The organism is Paramagnetospirillum caucaseum, from assembly GCF_000342045.1.
Taxonomy (GTDB): Bacteria; Pseudomonadota; Alphaproteobacteria; order Rhodospirillales; family Magnetospirillaceae; genus Phaeospirillum; species Phaeospirillum caucaseum.
The window spans coordinates 20,822-46,314 of the sequence record NZ_AONQ01000036.1; the positions used below are offsets into that span (position 1 = coordinate 20,822).

Sequence of the window (25,493 nt, forward strand, 5' to 3'; positions counted from 1 at the left end):
CTGATTCCGTCATGGCCCGGAATCCGTCAGTTCGGCCAGACGGGCCTGGGCGCGGACCTGGAACTCGGCCAGCCTTTCACGCTCCTGCTCCAGCAGGATGCGGTCCCAGTCCAGCAGGTTGAGCGCCCGCCCGTCCCGCTCCAGCACCTCGGCCAGGCAGTCGTTGAAGGACTGGCCGGCCGGCAGGCCCATGACGGTGAAGTCGCCGATCTCGCGCACCCCGTCCACGTGCTCGACCAGCAGGCCGAGCCCTCCCTCGGCGGCGCGGGGCCGCATGACCAGGATCGAGGCGTCCAGCCCGTACGGCGCCCCCGCCGGCAGCCCGAGCAGCCGGGCGAGCCGCAGGACCGGCACCGCCTGGCCGCCCAGGTTGAGGATGCCCTCGACCATGGCGGACAGATTCGGCGGACGGTCGAGCCAGGCCACCGGCACCACCTCGCGCACCTCCTCGACCGGCAGGCCGAAGCCCTGGCCGGCCAGATGGAACATCACGACACCGGAGATATTGGCGGGAACGAAGGCCATGGCGGCGGCGTCCGTCAGACGAAACCGAGGAGCCCGGCCAAGCGCCGCGCCCCCTCGATTCCCATGCCCAGCAGGGCCAGCCCGCCCAGCAGCACCACCACCAGGAACGCCGCCAGCACCAGACGGTTCCCGATGAAGAAATGCACCACCTCCAGATGCCAGCGCTCCATGCGCGTCCGGTCGCCGTACAGCATGCGGTCCAGCTGGTCGGTCTTCTGGCGCATGCGGGCGTCGTCGGCGGGAACGGTATTCTCGGCACAGACCGCCTGCCAGCGGGACAACCGGGCGATGGCCTCGTCGCGCGACGAATGGGGGCTGACCGTCTCGTTGTTCTTGGCGGCGATGGCGATGTGGCGGCCGATGAATTCCTCGGTGAAGTCCAGATGGGCCTGGGCCGCCGGCGATTTGGGGGCGAAGGCGCAGACCGGCAGCCGCGAGGTCGCCGCCTCGATCACCGTGTTATCGCGCGGAATCTCGGTGCGGTAGACCGTGCCGCCCAGGCGCGCCCGGATCAGCTCGTTGATCTTGCGGGTGGTCTTATTCTTGTCGTTGATGGTGAACAGTACGCCCTGCAGCAGCAGATTCTTGTTCAGCCCCTCCTGCACGTACTTGATGGAGGGCAGGGTGCGCAGCAGGCCGTCATTGGCGTAGGGCGTGGCGGTGACCGGAATGATCACCGCATGGGCCGAAGCCAGGGCGTTGATGGGCAGGATACCCAGCGCCGGCGGGCAGTCGATCACCACATAGTCGCAGTCCAGCGCCGTATGGGAGAGGATGTTGCAGAGCGTCCGCTGGGAATTCTGCATCTCCGACAGCTTGATCTCGATGCCGGCCAGGCTGTAGGTGGAGGGCAGGACCCTGACCCCGTCGAACATGGTCTCGACCATGACGTCCTCGACGGCGGCGCCGTTGGTGAAAAGATCGTAGATGCCCTGCTTGGTCTTGGGATCAATCCCCAGGCTCTTGGTGGAATCACCCTGCGAGTCCAGATCGATGACCACCACCGATTTTCCGAATGCCGCCAAGCATACCGCCAGGTTGGTGCTGGTGGTGGTCTTGGATATCCCCCCCTTCTGATTGAAGATGGCGACAATATACGGTCTCATGGGAATCCAACACCCATGCCGACCGGCCGATCAACACTTAAACAATTCAGGGTGATTTCCAAAACTCTCCCCCTCGCCGGCATAATTCGGAGCGTATCGTCCAGTCCCGCATACGATCATGCTCCAGGTTCTCCCTCGCCCGGCGCGTATAGCTTAAGCATAGAGACAAGGACGTTGCAACGAAAGACACCATGGAATTCTTTCCCCGGCGGGCGTTGATCGCCCCGGAGGAGGATTCCATTGAGTCGAGTCGAAGCGGGAAAGACCCGGAAAGCCGACTCGACAGTGGCTTCGAACCAAAACCCGCCTTATTTCGCTACAAATAAAAACGCCGCCCGCATTTTCGGCGGGCGGCGCGGAAAACGAAGCCCCCCCGATCAGGCCGGCGGGTAGCAGCCGGCCATGAACAGCAGGTCGCCGTTGGCCTTCACCCAGGTCTGCTTGGGCGCCAGCTTCTTGGTCTCGGGGTGGGTCCAGGTGTACTTGGCCCAGGCGCCGGCCGGGCCGGACTTGCCGGCCTTGATCATCTCCTGGATGATCATCACGCCGTTGACGTCCTTGAGGCCCGGCAAATCCTTGTTGTCGATCAGCTTGGGATTGATGGCGTGGGCCTTGAAGATGCCGTCCATGCTCGAGACGATGACGTAGAGCTCGCCGTTGACCCACTCCTTGTTGCCCTTGTCCATGAAGTCGGCATAGGACTTTTCCAGGCCCGCCGACTTGTAGTGGGCGATGGCCTTGTCCACCAGCCCCTGGGCGGCGGCGCACTCGTCGGCGGCCCTGGCGGCACCCGACACCCCCACCACGGCAAAAGCGGCCAGCGCAACCATTTTGACGAAATTCTTCACGGGCTTTCCTCCTGGTTGTTGTTACGCGGACTTCAGACGGGCGACCAGCCCGTCCACCTGGGATTGCAGGCGGTCGAACTCGCCCACCAGGGTCTCGGTGGTCACCTGGACCGTGGCGGCGGCGTTGCCGACCTGATCGGCGACGCGACGGACCTCGCCGATGCCCGACGACACGGTACGGGTTCCGTCGGCGGCCTGGCTGACCGATTCGGAAATCTCGGAGGTGGCGCGGCCCTGCTCGGACACCGCGCCGGTAATGGCGGCCAGCGCCTCGTTGACCCGGCCGATGGTGGCGACGATGCCGTCGATGGCCCGCACCGCCTCTTCGGTGGCCGCCTTCATGGCGGTGATCTCGCCGGTGATCTCCTCGGTGGCGCGCGCCGTCTGGTTGGCCAGGTTCTTCACCTCGTTGGCCACCACGGCAAAGCCCTTGCCCGCATCGCCGGCCCTGGCCGCCTCGATGGTGGCGTTGAGCGCCAGCAGGTTGGTCTGCGACGCGATGTCGTTGATCAGGTTGACCACCTCGCCGATCTTGCCCGAGGCCACGGTGAGGGTCTTGACGGTCTCGTCGGTGCGGGCGGCCTCGGCCACCGCTTCCGAGGCGACGCGCGACGATTCCTCCACCTGCCGGTTGATCTCGCTGATGGAGCCCACCAGACGCTCGGCCGCCTGGGCCACGGTCTCCACGTTGCCGTTGGCCAGTTCCGAGGATTCCGCCACCTGGGCGGTCTGGGAGATGGCGGTTTCGGCATTGGCGGCCAGCACCTCGGCCTCGCCCCGGATGGAATCGGCGGCGCGCGACGCGTTCTCGACGGCGCCGCGCACCGTGGTCTCGATCTCGCCGGCCAGTTCGGCCATGGCCTGGCGCTTGGCGGCCTCGGCCTGGCGCTGCAGCGCCTCCTGCTCGTCGGTCAGGGCCTTGACCCGCTGGGCGTTCTCCTTGAACACCTGGACGGTGGCGGCCATGGCGCCGATCTCGTCCTTGCGGCCGATGGCCGGCACCACCACCGCCAGATCGCCCTGGGCCAGACGCTCCATGGCGCCGGTCATGCCGCCCACCGCGCTGGCGATGGCGCGGACCAGCAGGAAGGAAATCAGCGCCAGCAGCCCCAGCACCCCCAGGGTGATGCCGATGAACAGGGCGCGGGTGGTGCCGGCGCCCTTGCTGGCCGACAGGCGCTCGCTCTCGACCATGCGGGCCTCCAGCGCCACCATGCTCTGGGTCTCGGCCATCAGCGCCTGGAAACTGTCCTGGGCGGTCCACATGAAGGAGACGGCGGCGGTGAAGTCCATCTTCTGCATGGAGATCACCTGATCGGTGGCGTTCTTGTACGACACCAGCCCGGCCTCGATCTTCCTGAGCAGGGCGTCCTCCTCGCCGGTGACGGGGAAGGCGGCGCGGAAGGCGCCCAACTGCTTCCCGGCCTTCTTCATGCCCTCGGCGAACGAGGCCTCGATCCTGTCGACCTTGGCCGCCTCGACGCCGGCGGCGTTCCAGGTCAGCAGCCGGTAGAGATCGGAATGGGAATCCTGCAGCACGTCGGACAAGTCGCCGATCTTCACCGATTTGGCGAAGGAGACGCCGGCGATCTCGTCCAGCGTCCGGCTCTGCCCCGCCAGTCCCTGCATGCCCACCCAGGCGATGATGACCAGCCCGATGGTGGCGACCACCGGGACGATGGCGATCTTGGCCCAAATCCTCATGTCGTCGAGAAAGCTCATTTCACCCTCCGCGGCCGGCGCCGGCCGGAGGCTACGCTCCACCACCCCGCCGAAGCCATACATCTCAGCCATCCGAAAGCACGTCACAATGGATGACGCACCTATTAAACAGTCATGCCGTAGACATTCAAAGATTCAATTGTAATGAATCCTTTCATTATGACTTATGTTTAATAAGGTATTTACTGTATCATTACTTATTTTTTGATACAGCTTTAGCCGATGGCGGCGGCGTTCCCGTGCGATAAGCCTTGAGAACCGCATCGGCGGCGATCCGGCCGTCAGCGATAGAGCGGTCCAGGTTCGACCAGCTCCAGTCGTAATTGATGTTATGGGCGACGGGGATCTCGACCACCCTCACCGTCGAGCCGCTCTCCAGCAGGTGGTACTTGAACAGCTTGACGTCGTCCTCGCTGGTGGTGGCGGCGAACAGCATCACCAGGTTGTTGAGCGCGTCGTAGAGGTTTTCAGGCCGGCGGATCTGCTTGCGGTCGAGGATACGGCTGACCCACACCTCGTCCAGGTCGGGATGGTTGGTCAGCAGGTCCTCGAAATTGACGGTGTCGATGGTGGCGCCCTCGCAATAGACCTTGCCGTTCATGGTCACCGGCTCCTCGATATAGGGCAGGGCGGAACAGGCGCACAGGGTCTCGGCCGAGATGGGCTGGTACTTGGAATCCTTGTTGCTGAACAGCTCGAGGCGCTGGTCGCTCAGGTTGTAGGAATTGTGGTAGAGCACCGGACGGCCCGGCTGGTACAGGGCCTTGAAATCGATCTGCTCCAGGAAGGCGCTGTCGGGATAGAACACCCGCGACAGCCCCTTGGTGGCGCTCTTGTACATCAGGCTGGTCATGAACCGCGACACCGGGTTGACCGCCAGGACCTGGTTGAGGATCAGGGCGTTGAGATTGGCCTGCGACCACTTGCCGGGGTCCCTGGAGAAGGCGACGATCTCCTCGGACGCCGCCTTGATGGCCTCGGGGATCACCAGGTTGCGATAACTGTTGGAATCCAGCACGAAGTTCAGCGCGTTCTCCGCCGCCGCCTCGAAATCGGGCGCGAAGGCCGCCGCCACCGGGAATTTCTCGTAGACGTCGTCGGGGCGGAAGATGCCGCGGAAGAAATCCACCGACGTCTCCACCTCCTTGCCCGGCGCGGCCTGGTTCCAGACGATGCCCAGCCAAGCGCCGATGCAGGCCAGACTCCACACCTCGAAGCGGATATCCGGTTCACGGTGGAGGCGCTCCAGCGCCCCGATGGACAGGCCGACGGCCGGGCCGCCGCCCGCCAGACAGATCGCGCGCTTGATCGCCATACTCATCCCCCTCTGGCCAACCCACCGCAACGGCACGGGAAGAACGGTATCTTGCGATGCGGTATCTCGCAATAGTTACAAGGTATACCCCGGAAAGCTGCACTGACGATGACACTTTCGCCTCGCTGGGAATTCCCCTATGCTGCCATTGCGTGATCGAGGGGATCTGGGGATGCATCACGGGGCGGGGTCTGCGGAGTTCAAGTGGCGCCACCTGATCGAGGCGGTGGAGGAATTCGGCCAGGGTTTCACCGTGTTCGACCGCGACCTGAACCTGATCCTGTGCAACAACCGTTTCCTCGAGATGCTGGACTTTCCGCCCGGCTTGGTCCATCCGGGCACGGTGTTCGCCGACTTCATGCGCTACAACGCCCTGCGCGGCGAGTACGGGCCCGGCGACGTGGAGGAACTGGTGGCCGAACGGGTGAAGAAGGCCCGCAACTTCACCGCCCATTGCTTCGAGCGCGAACGCCCCGACGGCACGGTGATCGAGGTGCGCGGCACCCCGCTGCCCGGCGGCGGCTTCGTCACCACCTATACCGAGATCACCGACCGCAAGCGCGCCGAGCGCATGCTGATCCACGCCAAGGACAAGGCGGAGGAGATGGCGCGGGTCAAGGCCAACTTCCTCGCCACCATGAGCCACGAGATCCGCACCCCCATGAACGGGGTGCTGGGCATGCTGCACCTGCTGACCGGCTCGCCGCTGACGCCCGAGCAGCGCGACCACCTGGAAACCGCCCAGTCCTCGGCCCGCGCCCTGCTGGCCATCATCAACGACATCCTGGATTTCTCCAAGCTGGAGGCTGGGCAGATGAAGCTGGAGGCCACCCGCTTCGACCTGCACCGGCTGGTCGACGAGATGCTGGCCCTGATGAAGGGGGCCGCCGCCGACAAGGGGCTCACGCTCCAGGCGCGCCTGGGAGACGGAGTGCCGCACCACATCGCCGGCGACCCCACCCGCCTGCGCCAGGTGCTGACCAACCTGATGGGCAACGCCGTCAAGTTCACCGAGAAGGGCGGCGTGGTGGTCTCGGTGAAGGCGGAGCCCGACGGCCCCGCCCCCGCCCGCCTGCGCTTCGAGGTGGCAGATACCGGCATCGGCATCGAACCCGCCGCCGCCCCGGCCCTGTTCGCCGAGTTCGTCCAGGCGGATTCCTCCATCACCCGGCGCTTCGGCGGCACCGGCCTCGGCCTGTCCATCTGCAAGAGGCTGGTGGAGATGATGGGCGGCGAGATCGGCTTCGACAGCGTTCCGGGCGAGGGGACCACCTTCCACTTCACCCTGCCGCTGGTTGCCGCGGCGGAGGATCGCGACACGGGCGCCATGGTCAACGAAACCGGCGATCTGCCGTCCCTGTCGGTGCTGCTGGCCGAGGACAATCCCGTCAACCAGAAGCTGACCACCACCCTGCTCCGCCGCTGGGGCCAGCGGGTCACCCTGGCCCACAACGGGGCCGAGGCCATCGCCGCCGTGGCCCGCGAGCCCTTCGATCTGGTGCTGATGGACGTCCACATGCCGGGCATGGACGGGCTGGAGGCGACGCGGCGCATCCGCGCCATGGCCGGCCCGCTGGCCGCCATTCCCATCATCGCCATGACCGCCGACGTTCTGGACGGCGATGCCGCCCTGTGCCTGGCGGCCGGCATGGACGACTACGTCGCCAAGCCGGTGGAGCCCGCCCGCCTGCTGGCAGCAATCAAGCAAGCCATCAGGCGCTGAAGCGCTTCACGTACCGGCCCGCGATGTCGGCGGCGTTGACCACCACCAGCACGTCGGTGGTGTTGAACGGCCGATCGATCACCGCCCCGTCGCCGATCACGCCGCCCAGCCGCAGGTAGCCCTTGAGCAGCGGCGGCAGCGAGGCCAGCACGCGGCGCGCTTCCCACGGCGAGTCGATGGCGGCGAAGTCGACCTTGTCGGCGCTGTCCAGCGCCCGGCCGCGCAAGGCGGGCGGCGCCAGATGGTTGTCGCGCAAGTAAGCCAGTTGCGGCGCCAGCACCCGCGGATCGGTGCCCGGCAGGCTGCCGCAACCGAACAGCAGGCGGATGCGGTTGTCCACCATGTAGGCGGCCAGCCCCTGCCACAGGGCCTGCAAGGTGCCGCGATGGCGCCAGCGGGCATCGACGCAGGAGCGGCCCAGTTCGAGGATCTCGCCGTCGGCCGCCAGGAACGGCCCGATGTCGAACTCGCCGGCCGAATAGAACCGCCCCACCGCCTCGGCCGCCCGGCGGCGGATCAGGCGGTAGGTGCCCACCACCTCGCCCTCGGCCAGCACCAGCAGGTGGTCGCAATGGCGGTCGTAATCGTCGAAATCCAGTTCCAGGGCGCGCATGGCGGCGCTGGGCCTTGCCCCCATTTCCTCGTAGAACACCCGGTAGCGGATGCGCTGGGCGGCGGCCACCTCTGCCCGGCTTTCGGCGAGGCGCACCTCCAGCCCGTCGGGGAGGGCCGGATTAAGGGCGTGGACGGCCGTCATCTGGTGGGTCATGACTCACCTCGTCTGTTTGCGGACAATGGAACTTGGACGGAAGCCGGATCAAGCGCATCGCTTTCCGGCTGCTCCGGCACAACATGCCGGCCTTCGACAGGAGAGGTTTTATCGCCGTCCATGGCTATCCTATAACGCAAGGGCTTGTGCCGCCGGGGTGAAACAATTATTACATCATGTGGTTCATCCGTTATTTCCGGTATGGACCCATTCACTGAGGAGCAGACATGGCCGAGTCCCGTATCGCCTCCGTCGAGGGCTTCCAGTTCTCGTTCCACACCCAGGACCCCGAGACGCCCATCCGCAAGGTCCAGGACCGCTGGGTGAAGCAGGACTGGGCCTGCCAGGTGGAATACGAGGGCGAGTGGTGCCTGTTCACCATCCACGAGTTCAACGACGGGGTGTTCGAGCCCTCGGCGGTACAGGGCGTATTCAGCGATTTCGCCGGAGCGGCGGCGGTGGAGGTCACCACCCGCTGGCTGCAGCGCCGCCTTGATGAAAAGGACCGCGCCAAGCGCCGCCAGCGCGACATCTTCCTGGGCGCCCTGGCGGTGGTCGCCGCCCTGGCCCTGGCCGCCATCTCGCTAAGATGAGCCGGGCTCCCCATATGGGGAGATGACCACGACGGACGGAGGCGGCTTCATGTCGCTTTGGGGACCCAGCAAGACGGTGATGGTGACGGCCGAACAGGCCCTGCCCGGCCGAGCCAGCGCAATCCACCTGCCCGAGCGCCATTACGTGCTCGACACCCATCTGAAGCCCCCCTTCCCGGTGGGCATGGAGGTGGCGGTGTTCGCCATGGGCTGCTTCTGGGGGGCCGAACGGCTGTTCTGGAAGACCGCCGGCGTGTACTCCACCTCGGTGGGCTATACCGGCGGTTTCACCGAAAACCCCACCTACGAGGAAGTGTGCACGGCCCGCACCGGCCACACCGAAGCGGTGATGGTGGCCTTCGACCCGGCGAAAGCGCCCTATTCCGCCCTGCTGCGTCTGTTCTGGGAAGGCCACAACCCCACCCAGGGCATGCGCCAGGGCAACGACATCGGCACCCAGTACCGCTCGGCCCTCTACTGGACCACCCCGGAGCAGGAAGAGGCGACCAACACCTCGCGCAAGACCTATAGCGAGGCGCTGCGGCATGCCGGCTTCGGCGCCGTCACCACCGAAATCGCCCCGGCCGGACCGTTCTATTGGGCCGAGGATTACCACCAGCAATACCTGGCGAAGAATCCCGGCGGCTATTGCGGCCTGGGCGGCACCGGCGTGCGCTGCGCCTGACTTTTATCCTGGAATTGTTCCAGTCCGCTCCCCACCTGAAAATCAGGCTTGGGAGGAAGGGGGGTTCGGCCATGGCGACCTGGCTCGAAGACCAGTGGAAAAGCGGCGACCCGATCATCGACGCCGAACACCAGAAGCTTCACCAGATGATCCGCTCCATGGCGGCGGTGGTGCGCAACGACCCCGGCCTCGGCCTGGCCATCGAGGCGGTGGACGTCCTGGCCGAACGGATGCGCATCCACTTCCGCATGGAGGAGACCCTAGCCTCCAGGGCTCATTCCGACGCCGTCGCCACGCTCAAGCAGGATCATCAGCGCCTGCTGCGTCTGCTGGCCCCGGTGCGCGACGCCCTGCAGGGCGGCGACCAGGACGGAGCCAAGACGCTGATGGAGGATTTCCACGCCCAGTTGGACCAGCACGACCGCGAGGTTGATATTCCGCTGTTCCGACGGTAGGACGGCTGTTCCAAAGACAGGGCGGCGCCGGGGATCAATGGCGGTAGTTCAGCCGGTCGTCGAACAGGTGGCGGGGTCCGAACAGGTTGACGCTGACCGCGCCCTTGTCGGTGTGGATGTCCATGGAGGCGAAGACGGCGTCGCCCCGCCGCTGGATGCTGCGCACCCCTTCCATCACCACCGGCGGCGACAGGCTGACGGTGGCTTCCTTCAACTGGAAGTCGGCGGTACACAGGCCCAGCACGGTATTGACCACCTCGGCGGCGGTCTCGCGCAGGTAGAGTTCGCGCTCCTCCTCCGGCACCGGCAAGGCGGCGGTGGCCTTGTCGAGGATATCGCCCAGCAGGCTCTGGTCGAAGCTGAAGGCGATCAGCAGGCCTACCGGCAGCCCGAATCCGGCCACGGCGGTGATGTCGTGCAGCCTGACGGTATCGATCCCCAGGTCGTGGACGTCGAAGCCGTCGATGCGCGCCACCCCTTCCCCGGCCAGCACGGCGCTGGTCTGGTGCAGGATGGCGGACAGGGTATGGGCCATCATCTCGCGCCCGGCCGCGGCGGTTCCGCCCCTCCGCCCGGAGAGGCGCCCGTCACCATGACCATAGAGTGCCGAGGTCTTACGCATACCCTTAACGATACACGTTCCGCAGCCACCTGAAAACAACGTAAAATTACCACCACCCGACAGCCATACAACCTTTCAGCCTTATCGCCGAGGCGGTCAGGCCTCGACCTCGACGTCGGCGACCGGAGCCCCGACCGGTACCACGTCGCCCTCGGCCACCCACCAGCGCACCAGCCGCGCAGCGAACGGGGCCTCCACCTCCTGGGCCACCTTGTCGGTCTCCAGTTCGTAGAGGGGTTCGTCCAGGGCGAAGACCTCCCCCGGCTCCTTCAGCAACCGGGTGATCGCCACCTTTTCCACATTGTAGCCGTAGGACGGAACGGCCAGCACCTTGATCATCACGCGGCTCCTGTCATGTCGCGGATGGTCTCCGCGACGGTTTGCGGCTGGGGCAGATAGGCGTCGCCATAAGCCCCGCTGAATCCGATATGCACGTCCGGGCGGCCCAGAATCCGGGGCGGGCAGGCCAGGCGACTCCAGGCCGTCGCATCGGCGCAGACCTCGCTGACGATCATCTGGCCGACGCCGCCGCTGACATTGTCTTCCTGCACCACCAGGAGCCGGCCGGTCTTGCCGACCGAATTCAGGACGGCCGCCTTGTCCCAGGGCGCCAGGCTGCGCAGGTCGAACACCTCGACGGAAGCGTCCGGCTCCAGCAGGCTCACCGCCTCGAGAACCACCCGGACGGTGTTGCCCCAGCAGATCACGGTGATCCCCTCGCCGTCGCGCAGCAGCTTCGCCTTGCCGAAGGGAATGGCCGGAAGCTCCTGGGGCACCGCCTCGGACACCGGGAAAAGCCGCTTGGGCACCAGGATGACGGCGGGGTCGCCGGCATGGGCGGCGGTCCAGAACAGGCCGACGGCGTCGGCGGGGGTGCTGGGCACCGCCACCCGCAGGCCGGGAACCTGGAAGAACGCCGCCTCGCAGGCCTGGCTGTGCCACATTCCCGCCCCGGCCACATAGCCGCCATAGGGGGCGTAGATCACCGCCGGGCAGGTCCAGGCGCCGGCCGACCGCCAGCGCAGGGTGGCCAGGTCGTTGACGATCTGGCTGAGGGCGGGGCCGCAGAAATCGACGAACTGCATCTCCAGGAACGGGCGGATGCCGGCGCCGGCCAGCCCGGCCGCCACCCCGGCGATGGTGGCCTCGGCCAGGGGCGAGTTGTGCACCCGGCCGGGGAACCGGGTCGATTGGCCCCGCGTCAGGCCGAACACCCCGCCCTTGGGGTCCTCCACGTCCTCGCCGAACAGCAGGCAGCTGGAATCCCGCTCGAAAATACCCTGCAGCGCCACCCCGACCGCCCGCGCCATGGTCCACCGGCGGTCCGAGAAGTCCTGGGGCAGGCGAAAGGCCGGCAGGTCGGCGGCCGACGGCGCCAGGCGGTCGCCGAGCGCCGCCACGGGCTCGGGATCGGGCTCGGCCATGACCTCCTGGAAGATGGCGTAGACCTCGTCGGCCATGGTCCGGCGCCGCTCGGCCATCCCGTCGCCGGACACCAGGCCGGAGGCGACGGCCCGTTCCATGGCGGCGGCGACCGGGTCGCGCTCCCACTTGGCGCGGATCGCCTCCTCCGGCAGGTAGCCGCGCTGGTCGTCGAAGCTGGAATGGCCCTCCAGCCGGTCCAGTTCGCACCACAGGATGGCCGGGCCGCCGCCGCCGCGCAGCCCAGCCATTACCGGCCGGGCCGCCTCGAACAGCCCCCCGGGGTCCCGCCCATCCACCCGGGTCACCGGCACGCCGTCCAGCATGCCGAGCGCCAGGGGATTGAGATCGGCGGTCGGCGTGCTGATGCCGAATCCGTTATCCTCGACCACGAACAGCACCGGCAGGCGGCGCTCCACCGCAAAGGCCACCGCCTCGAAGAACTCGCCCTGGCGGCAGGAGGCCTCCCCCGTCAGGGCCATGGCCACATGCGGCAGCCCCCGGCTTTTCATGGCCCAGGCGAAACCGCAGGCCGGCAGCAGGTGATGGGCGACCGGCGACAGGGCGCTCCACACCCCCCGCTCCCGGTCGCCGAAATGCCCCGGCATCTGCCGTCCGTTGGCCAGGGAATCCGCCTTGCCCAGCAGCAGGCGCGCCAGTTCGCGCACCGGCGTGCCCAGCGCCAGCAACAGCGCCTTGTCGCGGTAATGGGGAAAGACCAGATCGCCCGGCCGGATCAGCTGGGCCAGGGCCGCCAGGGATTCGTGGCCCACCGACGAGACGTGGAACGGCGCCTTGCCCTGGCGGACGGCAATGGCCTCGCGCCGGTCGCATTCGCGGCTGAGCATCATGGCGCCGAGCGCCGCCAACGGCTCGAACGCCACTTCGCACCCATCCATGCGGTTATCCCCCTACGAAATGGTTCGGCCGAGATCGACGCCGAACTCGGCGATATGCTTTTTGGCGGTGTCGTAGCCCAGCTCGAACATCCGCTCCATGTTGGAGGTCGACCAGTCGAGCGCCGCCGGCAGCCAGTCCGGCGGAATGTCGAAGCGGATCTTGACCAGTTCGACTTCCTTCTTGGGATGGGCGGCGTTCCATTCCTTCAGGTAGTAGTGCTCGAACAGCATCAGGTCCTTCCGGCACACCTCGACCAGCGGCAGGATCATGGACTGGGAATAGGCCTGGAACAGGTTCTTGGGACGCTGGATGTAGTTCTGGTTGCCGAAGGCGTCGAGGACGACCAGGGTGCGGATATCCTCGTCGGTTTCCAGCAGGCCGCTGAAATTGTAGGTGTCGACCGCCCCGCCCTCCATGAAGTAGATGCCGTTGACATCCACCGCCTCGTAGATGAAGGGATAGCCGAGCGAGGCGCCGAACGTCTCGAAGTTGATCTCGCTCTTGTCGTAGACCACCACCTTCTGGTCGGCGATGGAATAGGCGTTGAGATAGACCTCTTCCGGGAAGTCCTTGATCTTGGAGAAATCGATGAACTGCTCGAGCAACGGCGCGTGGGAGCACAGGCCGCTGCTGAAGAAACTGGTGGTCGACGGCGTGGTGATCGCCCAGATCAGCTGGATCAGGTCGCTCATGAGCTTCTTGCCCTTGCTCATGCCGTACTGGTTCACGACCTTTTCATAGAAGGGCAGCTTGGTCAGCAGGCCGCGATACATCTCGGCGATGCGGCTGCCCTTCACGAATACCCGGTAGTTGATGGGAAGGACGTTGAAGATCGCGTCGGAGACGCTGAGATTGATCGAGTTGCGCAGGTTCTCCTGGCGGCTCAGGCCGTCGGCGGGCGAGGCGTACATCAGGGCCATGGCGCCGCCGCCCCCGGCCCCCGAGATCACGTCGAACTTCACGCCGGCTTCGTCGAAGGCCAGCATGGCCCCCGTCATCAAGGTACAGTTGGGAGCACCGCCACCCAGCACCAACGCCATTTTCGTCATGGTTTCCTCCTTGCGTTCACGACCCTTCGTCACGAAGCCGGCCGAGACAATTCCCGTGAAATAACTCTCTGGATAAACGCCTCGTCCTCAATGATAGAATAGTGCGTTCCCTCGCGCATGAGGATTTGCAACTGTCTGTTGGTGAACCGCCCCCAGCCCAGGATATCCTCGCGCGAGACGAAGATGTCGCCGATGGCCACGAAGCAGGTGATGGGAACGTCCAGCGGCGTCCTGCGCCGGTAGCGATAGGTGCTGGCCATCTCGAAATCGGCGCGGACCGCCGGCAGCATCAGGCGCCGCAATTCCGGATCGGCCAGCAGGTGCTCGCTGGCGGCGATATCGAAGTGGCGGACGATTTCCGCGAAGATCGGCCCCGGCTGGCGATAGGGCGGCCGGTCGGGCCGATAGCCGGGCATCCGCGCCAGACGGCGCATCAGGCTGGTCTCGAACGGACCGACGGCCTTGAGCCGGTCCGGCGCGCGCGCGCCGGAACAGAACAGGTGGCTGGGCTTGACCCCCGCCCGTTCCATCAGCCGGCAGGTGGCCTCGTAGAGGGTCAGGCTGCCCAGGCAATGGCCGAAAAAGGCGAAGGGCAGATCCAGCTTGCCGTCCATGGCCGCCATCAGGCGGTCCACCCACCGCTCGAGGTCGCGTTCCGGCTCCTCGGCGATGCGGGTCAGGCGGCCGGGCGGCTCCACCGCGATCACCTCGATGGCCGGGTCCATGGCCGGCCCCCAGCTCCGGAAGGTGGCCGAACCGCCGCCGGCGAAGGGGAAGCAGAACAGGCGGGCCCGCGGCTTTTCCGGCCCGACGATGGTCACCAGCCAGCCGTCCCGCTCCACCGCCCCGGCCGCGCCTTCGGCTTCGGCTTCGGGGATGGAAGCCGGCTCGCCGGCCGTATCCGGCCACAGCTCGTCGATCAACTGGTCGATGCTGGGGCCGCGGATCAGGTTAAAGGTGGGAATCAGCAGGCCGGCGGCGGCCTCGATGCGGTTGGTCAGGGTGACCGCCATCAGCGAGTCGAGGCCGACCTCGCGCAGCGGCCGGCCGGGCTCGATGGGCTCGGACAGGCCCAGCGCTGCCGTCACCTGCTGGCGCAGGAACGCGGTCAGCGCCGCCCGCCGCCGGGCAGGGGAGCCGGAAGCGAGGCTGGCCCGCAATTCCACCAGACCGGCGGCCGGCCCGGCTCCGACCTTGCCCTGGAGATGGGCCAGCAGGGGCGGCGTCTCGGCGAACTGGCCGATGAAGGCGGTCCAGTCCACCTGCGCCACCGCCACCTGCCCCAGGCCGCCGCCGAACAGCAGGTCGAAGGCCCGGCCGCCCGTCTCCGACGAGATGAAGCTGAGACCACGGGCCTGCCACACGGCCTGCGCCCTCTCGTCCAGTCCGCCGGCCATGCCGGCCTCGGCCCAGGGGCCCCAATTGACCGCCAGCGCCGGCAGGCCGAGGCTGCGGCGATGGGCCGCCAGGGCGTCGAGACAGGCGTTGGCGGCGGTGTAATTGGCCTGGCCCGCCGACCCCAGCAGGCTGAGCACCGAGGAGAACAGCACGAAGTCGCAGGGGCCGGCGTCGCGGCTCGCCTCGTGCAGCCACCAGGCGCCATCCAGCTTGGGCGCCAGGACACGCCGGAATTGCGCCCAGTCCATTCCCTCGACCATGCCGTCATCGACCAGCCCGGCGCTGTGGTAGATGCCGCGCAGCGGCGGACCCAGAGCGCCCACCCGGCGCATCAGGCGCCGCACGTCGGCCCGGTCGCCCATGTCGGCCTTGACGATCACCACCCTGGCGCCGATCGCCTCGATGGCGCGGGTCACCGCGGCGGCATCAGCGGCCTTGCCGCCCTGGCGGCCGACCAGCACCAGCACCTCGGCCTTGCGGCTGCGGGCCAGCCATTCGGCCACCCGGCGGCCGATGGCTCCCAGGCCGCCGGTGACGACATACGTTCCTCCCGACTCCGGCGGGGCCGGGGGCTCGGGCGGGGCGATGGCGGCCAGCCGCGCCACCAGATGCCGCCCCCGGCGGAAGGCCGACTGGGTCTCGCGGTCCGGCCGCGCCAGTCGGGCGGCCAGCGGCGCCACCCCGTCGTCCCCCGCCTCCAGATCGATCAGTCCACCCCACAGGGCCGGCATCTCCACGGCGAGCGAGCGCCCGAAGCCCCAGAGCCCGGCCTGCAGGATCTCGGCCGGCGGGTCGTCCGCCGAGGCGGCAACCGCGTTGCGGGTGACCAGCCACAGACGCGCCCCGGCCTGGAACAGCCCCCGTTCCCCGGCCAGGATTCCGGCCAGGGCCAGGGCGGTGCCCAGCACCCGCCGCTGCGCCGTTTCGTCGGTCTGGGCCTGGCCGGCGGCGTCCAGTCCGCAAAGATGCACGATGCCGGCGGGACGCCGTCCCGCCGGGGCGGCGAAGGAGCGCAGCAATTCCCCCATGACCTCGGGCGTTGCGGGAACGTCGGCGGAGACGACCCGCCGGACGACGGCCCCTTCCGCCCCCAGCGCCGCCGCCAGGGCCGGGCCGGTCCCGTCGCCATCGCCGCCCAGCAGCAGCCAGGCGGCGGGACCGCCGCCCGCCGCCGCCGGGGCGGCCTCCTCCTCCCAGCGCAGCTGATAGAGCCCGCTTTCGTCCGGCCGATGGCCGGCCGGCCGGAACATGGCGGGCGGCAACGGCTTCAGGGTGACGCCCTCGAACCCGGCGACCAGCGTGCCGTCCAGGTCGCGGGCCTCCACGTCGACGACGGTGTGGCCGCCATGGCCGGCGGCGGCGCGGCGCTTGACGTGACACCACAGGTCGCGCGCCGCCGACGGGACCATGCGGAAGCGTTCCATGGCCACCGGCAGCGGCAGCGCCGCGCCGGCCGGTGGAGGGCGGCTGAAATCGCCCAGGGCGTCGATCACCGCCGGATAGAGGTGAAGACAGGCGTCCAACAGGGCCGGCGGCGGATAACCGCCGGTTGCGGGTGGATCGACGCAATCGGGCAGGCGCACCCGCGCCAGGGCCTCGCCCTCGCCGCGCCACAGGCTTTCGATGCCCCGGAAGGCCGGCCCGTAGCCCAGGCCCAGCCCCTTCAGCCCGGCGTAATAGGCCGAGGCCTTCAGCGAGGTGGCGCAGCGCCGCTGTATCCGCTTGGCGTCGAAGCCGTTGCCGCCGCCCCGCCCCCGCTCCCGCTCCGGGGCGATTTTTTGCACCACGCCCCGCAGATGGGTCCGCCACGCCCCCTCCCCGGCGCCCAGGCTGGTCAGGGTGAAGCCGGCCCGTTCCCCGTCCCCGGGCTCGACCAGCAGGCAGACGGGGCGCTCCTCGTCGTCGGCCAGGGCCAGGATGTCATCCTGGGCGACATCCACCACTTCGAGCGCCGCCGCTCCCAGGCTGTGGCGTGCCGCCCCCAGCGCCGCCGTCAGGCCGGCGGCGACGGGCAGGACCATGGACTCATGCACCCGGTGATCGCCCAGCCACGGCAGCCGGGCGCGACCATAGGTGGCGTCGAACTGCTGCACGGCAAGGGGCGACGGCCGGCGATGGCCGGCCAGTTCCCCGTCCGGGGAAACGGCCGGACGCCGGGGCGAGGCCTCGGCCTCCAGCCAGAACCGCTCGTGCTGGAAGGCATAGGTGGGCAGGGACAGCCGGCGGGAGCGGAACGGGGCGTCGAAGCACCGCCAGTCCACTGCCACCCCGCGGCGATGCAGGCCGGCGAGACTGTCCAACAGCGTGCGGCCCTCGTCGCCTGCCTTGCCCAGCGTCGGCAGCCAGGCGAGGTCGCCGCCCGCCACGCCATCTTGCGCCAGGGCCAGCAGGCCGCTTCCCGGACCGATCTCCAGATATTCGGTGATGCCCATGCCGGCCAGGGTCGCGGCGGCGTCGGCGAAGCGCACCGCCTCGCGGGCCTGCCGATACCAGTACTCGGCGTCGGGGGCCGTCGCCATGGTCTGACCGGTCAGGGTCGAGACCCAGGGAACGGAGGACGGCCGGGCCCCGGCCCCGGCGGCGGCCTGGGCCAGCCCGTCCAGGGCGGGAGCCATCAGGGCGGAATGGAAGGCATGGGACACCGTCAGCCGCCTCGCCGCGACGCCCTGCCCGTCAAGGGCGGCCAACACCGCCCCGACCGTCTCGGCCTGCCCGGAAATCACCGTGTTGCGCGGTCCGTTGACGGCGGCCACGTCGATGGTTCCGGCGGGATATCCGGCCAGGGCGGCGCGGACCGTACCCTCGTCGGCAAACACCGCCGCCATGGCCCCGCCCTCGGGCAGCGCCCCCATCAGGCGTCCGCGTTCGGCGACCAGACGGGCGGCCTGATCCAGGGACAGCGCGCCGGCCAGACAGGCGGCGGCGAACTCGCCGATGCTGTGGCCGGCCACCGCCATGGGCCGGATGCCCCAGGCCCCCAGGCAATCGGCCAGGGCGACCTGCACGGCGAACAGCGCCGGCTGGGTATGCTCGGTCCGGTGGATGGACGCGCCGCCTTCACCCTCGGAAAAGAGAACGTCGAGGATGGAGCCGCCGAGATGGGGGGCCAGGGCCGCCGCCACCCGGTCCAGCGACTCGCGGAAGACCGGTTCCGACCGGTAGAGCGACCGGCCCATGCCGGCGAATTGCGAGCCCTGGCCGCTGTAGAGAAAGGCGACCCGCCGGGGCGTGTCCGGCACCCGCCCGGCCTGCTCCGGGCGGTAGGCCGCCAGCCTGTCGCGCAGTTCCGCCCAGGATTCCACGGTGACGGCGAAGCGGTGGGCGAAGTGGGCGCGACCGGCGGCCAGGGTGTGGCAGACGTCTCCCAGATCCATGGCGGGATCGCCCGCCGCCACCTCCCGGTAGCGGCCGACCAGGGCGTCGAGCGCCGGCACGGTCCTGGCCGACAGCAGGAAAAGATGGCGCGGCCGCCGGGGGCGCCCCGAGGCCGGCGGGGCGGCGGGCGCCTCCTCGACGGCGACGGCGGCATTGGTGCCGCCCATGCCCAGGGCGTTGATCAGGGCCCGGCGCGGCTGGGTTTCTGGCCGCCAGGGCAGCTTTTCCGTATTGATGAGGAAGGAAGTGGTCTCAAGCTTCAACAGCAGATTGAGGGTGCTGAAGTTCACGTTGGGCGGCACCACGCCGTCGCGCAGCATCAGCGCCGTCTTGACCAGCGACACCAGCCCCGAGGCGTTCTCGGCGTGCCCGACATTGGGCTTGGCCGAGCCGATGGGACAGGGCGGACCGCCGGCGCAGCCCGGAAAGGCGCGCTTGAGCGCCGCCAGTTCCTTGGGATCGCCCACCGAAGTGCCGGTGCCGTGGCATTCCACATAGCCGATTGTGGCCGGCGGGAAACCGGCCTGGGCCAGGGCTTTGCCCAGCACCTCGCCCTGGGCTTCGGTGCTGGTCACCGTGTAGCTTGGCTTGCGCCCGCCGTCGTTGTTGACGGCGCTGCCCCGGATGACGGCGTAGATATTGTCGCCGTCGTCGAGCGCCTGGCGCACGTCCTTCAGCAGCACCGCCACCACGCCGCTGCTGAACGCCGTCCCGCCGGCATTGGCGTCGAAGGTGCGGATATGGCCGTCGGGGGAAAAGATCGATCCCTTGACCGCCACATAGCCGGCCCGCTGGGGCACCCTGACCGTCGCCGCCGCCGCCAGGGCCATGGAACAGTCGCCGTCGCGGATCGCCTTGCAGGCCAGATCGATCATCACCAGCGAGGTGGAGCAGGCCGCCTGCACGTTCAGGCTGGGGCCGCTGAGGTCGAGCTTGAAGGAAATGCGGGTCGACGCGTAATCCTTGTCGTTGCCGAAATGCAGCTGGCTGGCCGTCCCGCCGTAGCGCGCGTCCGGATGGCCGGACAGCGCGTTCATCATGTAATTGGTCACCACCGTGCCGGTGGTGGCGTAGACCGCCACCGGCCCGTGCCCCCGGCCGGGAGGATAGCCGGCATCCTCGAAGGTTTCCCAGGCCACCTCCAGCAGGTGGCGCTGCTGCGGATCGATCAACCGGGCCTCGTGGGGGGAATAGCCGAAGAAGCCGGCGTCGAAGCGGTCGTGCCCGTCAAGGACATAGCCGGCCTTGACGTAATGCGGGTCCCTGATCTGCTCGGCGGGCACCCCGGCGGCCAGCAGTTCCGCATCGGAAAAGCGGGTGAGCGATTCCGTGCCGTCGCATAGATTGGTCCAGAACTGCCGCCAGTCGGACGCGCCGGCCAGCCGGCACGCGATTCCGATGATGGCGATCCCCCCCGGCTGCGCCACGCCGCCGCCTCCCCGTTGCCAGATGGAACGCTACCAGTCCTCGCCGTCGTCGGGCTCGTCGCCGAACAACGAGCCGCCATCGGCCAGATCGGCCAGGCGCTCCAGGGTGCGCTCCATGAAGTCCTGCATGGAGGCCAGGTAATCGATCCAGATCTCGATCATCAGCATGGCGAGGCGGAGCTGGAAACCGGCGACCCGCTGTCCGGGATTGCTGCCCCCCATGGCCATCAGCAACGGCAGCATCTGCATGAACGTTCCCATCTGGAACGGCATCTCGCGGTCATGACCGCCGCCCCGCCGCTCGCGGCGCGGGCCACGGCCACGACCTTTGCGGGATTTAATATCGTCAGAATCTCGCTCAGAGTTACTTTCATTCGACCGGTCATCATCTCGCATATCGATGCCCACCCATCTTGCCTTCGATTAAGGAGCCATTTGCACCGATTACGCCTTATTACGAGACATGGCAAACGATTTTCCGGCAGAATGCCGGGGCCTCCGCCCGGCCGGTCCCGGGGCTTCCGAATATGGCAAGGAGGCAAATTATGGAAATAGGCAGTTGAAAGCGTACCTCGGCTCAGTAAGATTGCAATTGGCGGGCTTTCCAGCAGTCAGCACGGCCAGAACACAGCAAAGGCGCCCATAGGTTGAGCCAGTCCAGCGTAAAACCTCTATTGGCCACAGTGGGAAAGGCGCAGGAGCTGAGCCGTGACCGCGAGCGCGTCCTTTGGCGGGGAGAGACCGCACCCGGGGAATCGGCGCTGGTGCTGGTTCCGGCCGGGGACGAGCCTTCGGCGCGGATGCTGTCGCGCTTCCGCCATGAATTCGCCCTGAAGGACAGGCTCGATCCGGACTGGGCCGTGCGGCCGATCACCCTGGTCGAGCGGAGCGGTTCCGCCGAGATGCTCCTCGAGGACCCCGGCGGGGTCATCCTGGACAGCCTGTTGCGCGACCACGCGCGGGTGGACGGCGGGCTGGATATCGGGGAATTCCTGTCCCTGGCCCTGCGGATCGCCCAGTCCCTGGCCCGGATGCACAGCCGCGGCGTCATCCACAAGGACATCAAGCCGGCGAACATCCTGGTTCCGCCGGACGGACAGCCGGTCCGCTTCACCGGGTTCGGAATCGCGTCGCAATTGCCGCGCCACCACATCGCGCTCGACCCCATCGAGACCATCGAGGGAACCCTGACCTACATGGCGCCCGAGCAGACCGGGCGCATGAACCGGTCGGTGGACTGCCGCAGCGACCTGTATTCCCTGGGCATCGTGTTCTTCGAGATGCTGGCTGGCCGGCCTCCCTTCGCCTCGGATGATCCGGTCGAGCTGGTGCATTTCCATGTGGCGCGCAAGCCGCCGCCGCTTTCCCAGCTCCGCCGGGATGTTCCCGGGCAGATCTCCGACATCGTCGCCAAACTGCTGGCCAAGCCGGCCGAGGAGCGCTACCAGACCGCCAGCGGCCTCGCTTCCGACCTCGGGCGCTGCCTGGAATCCTGGCGGCAGCACCGCTCGGTGCAGCCCTTCCGGCTGGCCGCCAAGGACATGCCCGACCGCCTGGTCGTTCCCGAGAAGCTTTACGGCCGCGCCGAGGAATTGCGCCGGCTGCAGGCCGCCGCCGAGCAGGTGACGGCCCGGGGCACCCTGGACGTCGTCATCGTCACCGGCTATTCGGGCATCGGCAAATCGGCCCTGGTCGGCGAATTGCACAAGGCCCTGATCGAGCCGCGGGCGCTGTTCGCCTCGGGCAAGTTCGACCAGTACAAGCGCCACATCCCTTACGCCACATGGGCCCAGGCGTTCCAGGGAAGCATCCGCCAGGTCCTCGGCCAGGGCGACCAGCAACTGGCGGAATGGCGCCGGGCCATCCTGGACGCCCTCGGCCAGAACGGGCGGCTGATCACCGACCTGATCCCCGAGCTTTCCCTGCTGATCGGCGAACAGCCGCCGGTCCCCGACCTGCCGCCCAACGAGGCGCAGGTCCGCTTCTTCGCCACCTTCCGCCGCTTCCTCAGCGTCTGGGCGACGGCCGAGCATCCGCTGGTCCTGTTCCTCGACGACCTGCAATGGATCGATCCCGGCAGCCTGAAGCTGTTCGAATACCTGGCGACCCACAGCGAATTGCGGCATCTGCTGCTGATCTGCTCGTACCGCGACAACGAGGTGGGGCCGGCCCATCCGCTGGCCCTGTCGCTGGATTCCATCCGCTCGCGGATCGCCATCGAGGAAATCCTGCTCCAGCCGCTGTCCATCGGGCACCTCAACCAGATGGTCGCCGAGACGCTGTCCTGCCCGCAGGACAAGGCGGAGCCCCTGGCCGGGATCATCGGCAGCAAGACGGCGGGAAACCCGTTCTTCGCCATCCAGTTCATGCAGGGACTGTTCGAGGACGGCCTGCTCGCTCCCGGCCCCGAGGGATGGCTGTGGAATATCGAGCAGATCGCCCGGAAGAACTTCACCGACAACGTCGTCGACCTGATGGTCGGCAAGCTGCGCCGCCTGCCGCAAGGCACCCAGAACGCCATGCGGATTCTGGCCTGCCTGGGTAACACCGTGGCGGTCAGGACGCTGCAGATCGTCCATGGCGCCGCCGCCGCCCTGGACGACGACCTGGACGAGGCGCTGCGCGCCTCCTATCTGGTCCGGCGCAAGGACGTCATCCGCTTCACCCACGACCGCATCCAGGAAGCGGCCTATTTCCTCCTCCCCGCCGAGGACCGGCCGGCCGAGCATCTGCGCATCGGCCGCGAACTGGCCGCCAACCTGGACGAGGACGGGATCGACGATGAGATCTTCGACCTGGTCAACCATTTCAACATCGGCGTGGACCTGATCGCCGATTCCGGGGAAAGACAGCGGGTCCGCCTGATGAACGTGCGGGCCGGCGAGAAGGCGAAGGCCTCCGCCGCCTACGCCACGGCCCGCACCTTCTTCGTGCAGGCCATGGACATGCTGCCGCCCTCGGCCTGGGAAGACGATTACGAGGGAACCTTCCGGCTGTTTCTCGAACGCACCACCTGCGAATTGCTGCTCGGCAATTTCCAGCAGGTGGACGACCTGTTCCCGCTCATCGTCGGCCGGGCGAAAAGCAACGCCGACCGCGCCCGCGCCTATCGGCTGCTCATTCTCCGCAACCAGGTGGCCGGCCGTTACGGCGAGGCGGTCGAGGTCGCCCTGACCGCGCTGCGCATGTTCGGGCTGACCTGCCCCACCACCCCGGCCGACATCGAGGCGGCGGTGGAAAGCGCCCGGCTGGAATCCAGGGGCAATCTGCGGGGCCGGGAGATCGGCGCGCTGATCGACGCCCCGGCCATGACCGACCCGGACGCCCTGGGCATGCTGGGCATCCTGGCCGACGCCATGCCCTGCGCCTGGATCGCCCGGCCCGACCTTTACGCTTGGCTGGCCCTCAACGCCCTGAACGTCACCCTGGTGCTCGGCAATGACGGCGATTCCTGCGCCGTCTACATGGGCTACGCCATCGTCCTGGTCAGCAAGTACGACGCCATCGACGAATCCCTGCAATACGCCAATGTGGCGCTGAAGCTGCAGGAAGCGCTGAACCGGCCCGACCTGCGGGGGCGCATCCTGGTCCGCGCCGGCGTGTTCATCAACAGCCGCCGCAACCATATCCGGTCGAGCATCGACATCCTGAAGGAAGGCTTCGTCGAGTGCCAGGCGGCGGGGGATTATTCCTACGCGGTCTACGGCGCCCTGGAAATCTCGTGGCTGACCTTCGAGAGCGGCGCGCCGCTCGACGATTCCGCCGCCACGGCCATGACCTATGCCGCCTTCGCCCAGCAAAGCCGCAACAACGGACTGCTGCACACCCTGCGCTCCCAGGAGGCGTTCGCCGCCTGCCTCGCCGGGCAGACCGAGCTTCCGGCCTTCATGGAGCGCGGGGCGGAATCCCTGGCGGCCTTGACCACGGCCAAGTTCGGGACCGGCATCGCCTATTTCCACCTGATGGGCCAACTGGCTTGCATGCTCCATGGCGATTACCGCCAGGCGCTGGAGCAAAGCCGCCAGATCGATCCGTACCTGAAAAGCATCACCGGATGGGTGGCGGAAACCACCTATCACCTGCTGGCGGTGCTCACCCTGGCGGCCCTCGCCGAGGGAGAGCAGACGCCCGAGTGGCGCGCCGAGATGATGGCGCATGTGGACCTGCTGGCCAGAAGGACGGCGAGCAGTCCGGAGAATTACGGCTGCCGGCTGAGTCTGGCCATGGCCGAGGTCGCCCGCGTCGACGGCGACCTGTCCGAGGCGGAGCGGCTGTACGAGGACGCCATCGCCCTGGCGCAGGAGCACGACTTCCTTCACATCGAGGCCATGGCCTTCGAACTGGCCTCGCGCTTCTACCGGGAGCGGAAGCGGGTCCTGATCGCCGACACCTACCTCCGCAAGGCGCGCGATTGCTACGCCCGTTGGGGGGCTCTGGGGAAGGTCCGGCAGATGGAGGCCGCCCATCCCCAGCTCATGGACAAGCACGACCGCTCGGGGGCGGCGGGCGAGGCCCACGGCCACCAGTTCCAGAACCTGGACGTCCTCAGCGTGGTCAAGGCCTCGCAGGCGGTTTCCGGCGAGATCGCCCTGGACCGGCTGGTCGAGACGCTGCTCCGGATCGCCGTGGAAAACGCCGGCGCCGGGCGCGGCGTCCTGGTGGTCGACCTGGGCGGAACGCCGACCGTCGTCGCCGACGCCCGGATCGACGACGGGGCCATCGTCGTCCAGTCGCTGCGCCAGGCCCCCGGCGTCAGCGCCCTGCCCGCCAAGATCCTCAACTATGTCCACCGGGCCTGGAAGCGCGTCCTGCTCGACGACGCCACCCTGGACAGCGATTTCGGCGCCGACGACTACATCAGGAAGCACAAGGTCCGCTCGATCATGTGCCTGCCCATGGTCAAGCAGTCGCGGCTGATCGGCCTGCTGTATCTGGAGAACAGCCAAGTCTCGCACGTTTTCACCGCCGCCCGCGTCGCGGTGCTGGAATTGTTGGCCTCCCAGGCGGCCATCTCGCTGGAAAACTCCCTGCTCTACGAGGACCTCGAGCGCCACAGGGACGACCTGGAGCGCACCGTCGCCGAGCGTACGGCGGAACTGTCCGAAAAGAAGGAGCAGCTGGACAAGATTCTCGCCGAGCAGGAAATCATCCTGGAGAACGCCTCGCTCGGCATCGTGGTGATTCAGCCGGCCCCCGACGGGCGGCGCGTGATCACCCGCGCCAATCGCGCCATCGGCCGCCTGTTCGGGTACGGCATGGACGAACTGCTGGGCAAGGACACCCGGGAGATCTGGAACAACGACGAGGAATACCGAAACGTCGGCGAGGCCTACAAGCTCCTGGCCACCGGCCAGACCTACAGCGGCGAACACGTCATCGGGCGGCGGAACGGAGAACTGGGGTTCTGCAAGCTGGTCGGCACCGCCATCGATCCCTCCGACCTTTCCACCGGCTCCATCTGGCTGATCGAGGACATCACCGACCGCCACAAGGCCGAGATCGCGCTCAAGGCCGCCAAGCAGATGGCGGAAGAGATGGCCGACGCCTTCCGCCACAAGA

17 protein-coding genes are annotated in these 25,493 nt (G+C 67.9%); 5 read left to right on the forward strand and 12 right to left on the reverse strand.

Features of this window, described 5'->3' with window-relative positions; translation table 11 throughout:
- Positions 1–9 precede the first annotated feature (9 nt).
- The 5 genes from H261_RS13630 to H261_RS13650 form a co-directional block, all read right to left on the reverse strand.
- Complete coding sequence (locus tag H261_RS13630; protein ID WP_008618515.1) at positions 10–525, reverse strand: chemotaxis protein CheW; 516 nt, start codon at positions 523–525, stop codon at positions 10–12.
- Between the two features lie 14 nt (positions 526–539).
- Positions 540–1,631 (reverse strand): ParA family protein, encoded by a 1,092-nt coding sequence (locus tag H261_RS13635; protein WP_008618517.1) that lies wholly within the window; start codon positions 1,629–1,631, stop codon positions 540–542.
- 377 nt (positions 1,632–2,008) lie between these two features.
- Positions 2,009–2,479, reverse strand: coding sequence for a cache domain-containing protein (locus H261_RS13640; protein ID WP_008618519.1), 471 nt, complete (start codon positions 2,477–2,479; stop codon positions 2,009–2,011).
- 21 nt (positions 2,480–2,500) lie between these two features.
- Positions 2,501–4,201, reverse strand: coding sequence for a methyl-accepting chemotaxis protein (locus H261_RS13645; protein ID WP_235062930.1), 1,701 nt, complete (start codon positions 4,199–4,201; stop codon positions 2,501–2,503).
- A gap of 193 nt (positions 4,202–4,394) precedes the next feature.
- A complete protein-coding gene (locus tag H261_RS13650) occupies positions 4,395–5,516 on the reverse strand; it encodes a patatin-like phospholipase family protein (protein WP_008618523.1) in 1,122 nt (373 codons plus the stop codon).
- A gap of 139 nt (positions 5,517–5,655) precedes the next feature.
- Here H261_RS13650 and H261_RS13655 point away from each other — a divergent pair, with 139 nt between their 5' ends.
- A complete protein-coding gene (locus tag H261_RS13655) occupies positions 5,656–7,239 on the forward strand; it encodes a PAS-domain containing protein (RefSeq protein WP_235062931.1) in 1,584 nt (527 codons plus the stop codon).
- On the opposite strand, the gene H261_RS13660 is transcribed toward H261_RS13655, so the two are convergent.
- On the reverse strand, positions 7,229–8,008 hold the full coding sequence (locus H261_RS13660) for a GNAT family N-acetyltransferase (RefSeq protein WP_008618526.1): 780 nt from the start codon (positions 8,006–8,008) through the stop codon (positions 7,229–7,231). The genes H261_RS13655 and H261_RS13660 overlap by 11 nt on opposite strands.
- 227 nt (positions 8,009–8,235) lie before the next feature.
- On the opposite strand from H261_RS13660, the gene H261_RS13665 reads away from it, so the two are divergent.
- The 3 genes from H261_RS13665 to H261_RS13675 all read left to right on the forward strand — a co-directional run bounded on the left by H261_RS13665 (position 8,236) and on the right by H261_RS13675 (position 9,741).
- A complete protein-coding gene (locus H261_RS13665) occupies positions 8,236–8,601 on the forward strand; it encodes a hypothetical protein (RefSeq protein WP_008618528.1) in 366 nt (121 codons plus the stop codon).
- 49 nt (positions 8,602–8,650) lie between these two features.
- Entirely contained in the window at positions 8,651–9,286 is a 636-nt protein-coding gene (gene msrA / locus H261_RS13670; RefSeq protein ID WP_040476500.1) for a peptide-methionine (S)-S-oxide reductase MsrA, read from the forward strand.
- A gap of 71 nt (positions 9,287–9,357) precedes the next feature.
- Positions 9,358–9,741, forward strand: a complete 384-nt coding sequence (locus tag H261_RS13675) for a hemerythrin family protein (protein WP_008618532.1) — start codon at positions 9,358–9,360, stop codon at positions 9,739–9,741.
- Between the two features lie 34 nt (positions 9,742–9,775).
- Here H261_RS13675 and H261_RS13680 read toward each other — a convergent pair whose 3' ends face one another.
- From H261_RS13680 to H261_RS13705, 6 genes are all read right to left on the reverse strand, one after another.
- Positions 9,776–10,363, reverse strand: a complete 588-nt coding sequence (locus tag H261_RS13680) for a chemotaxis protein CheX (protein WP_235062932.1) — start codon at positions 10,361–10,363, stop codon at positions 9,776–9,778.
- A 96-nt stretch (positions 10,364–10,459) separates the two neighbouring features.
- Entirely contained in the window at positions 10,460–10,702 is a 243-nt protein-coding gene (locus H261_RS13685) for a biotin/lipoyl-containing protein (protein ID WP_008618535.1), read from the reverse strand.
- Positions 10,702–12,684: an alpha-ketoacid dehydrogenase subunit alpha/beta gene (locus H261_RS13690; RefSeq protein ID WP_008618537.1), complete on the reverse strand. Its 1,983-nt coding sequence runs from the start codon at positions 12,682–12,684 to the stop codon at positions 10,702–10,704. Before H261_RS13690 ends, H261_RS13685 begins: the two co-directional genes overlap by 1 nt.
- A gap of 12 nt (positions 12,685–12,696) precedes the next feature.
- Complete coding sequence (locus H261_RS13695) at positions 12,697–13,734, reverse strand: patatin-like phospholipase family protein (protein ID WP_040476502.1); 1,038 nt, start codon at positions 13,732–13,734, stop codon at positions 12,697–12,699.
- A 29-nt stretch (positions 13,735–13,763) separates the two neighbouring features.
- Entirely contained in the window at positions 13,764–19,934 is a 6,171-nt protein-coding gene (locus tag H261_RS13700) for a type I polyketide synthase (RefSeq protein ID WP_008618542.1), read from the reverse strand.
- A 30-nt stretch (positions 19,935–19,964) separates the two neighbouring features.
- Positions 19,965–20,195, reverse strand: coding sequence for a hypothetical protein (locus H261_RS13705; protein WP_152426872.1), 231 nt, complete (start codon positions 20,193–20,195; stop codon positions 19,965–19,967).
- A gap of 503 nt (positions 20,196–20,698) precedes the next feature.
- Here H261_RS13705 and H261_RS13710 point away from each other — a divergent pair.
- On the forward strand, positions 20,699–25,493 hold a 4,795-nt coding region (locus tag H261_RS13710; protein ID WP_008618547.1), incomplete at its 3' end, for an AAA family ATPase.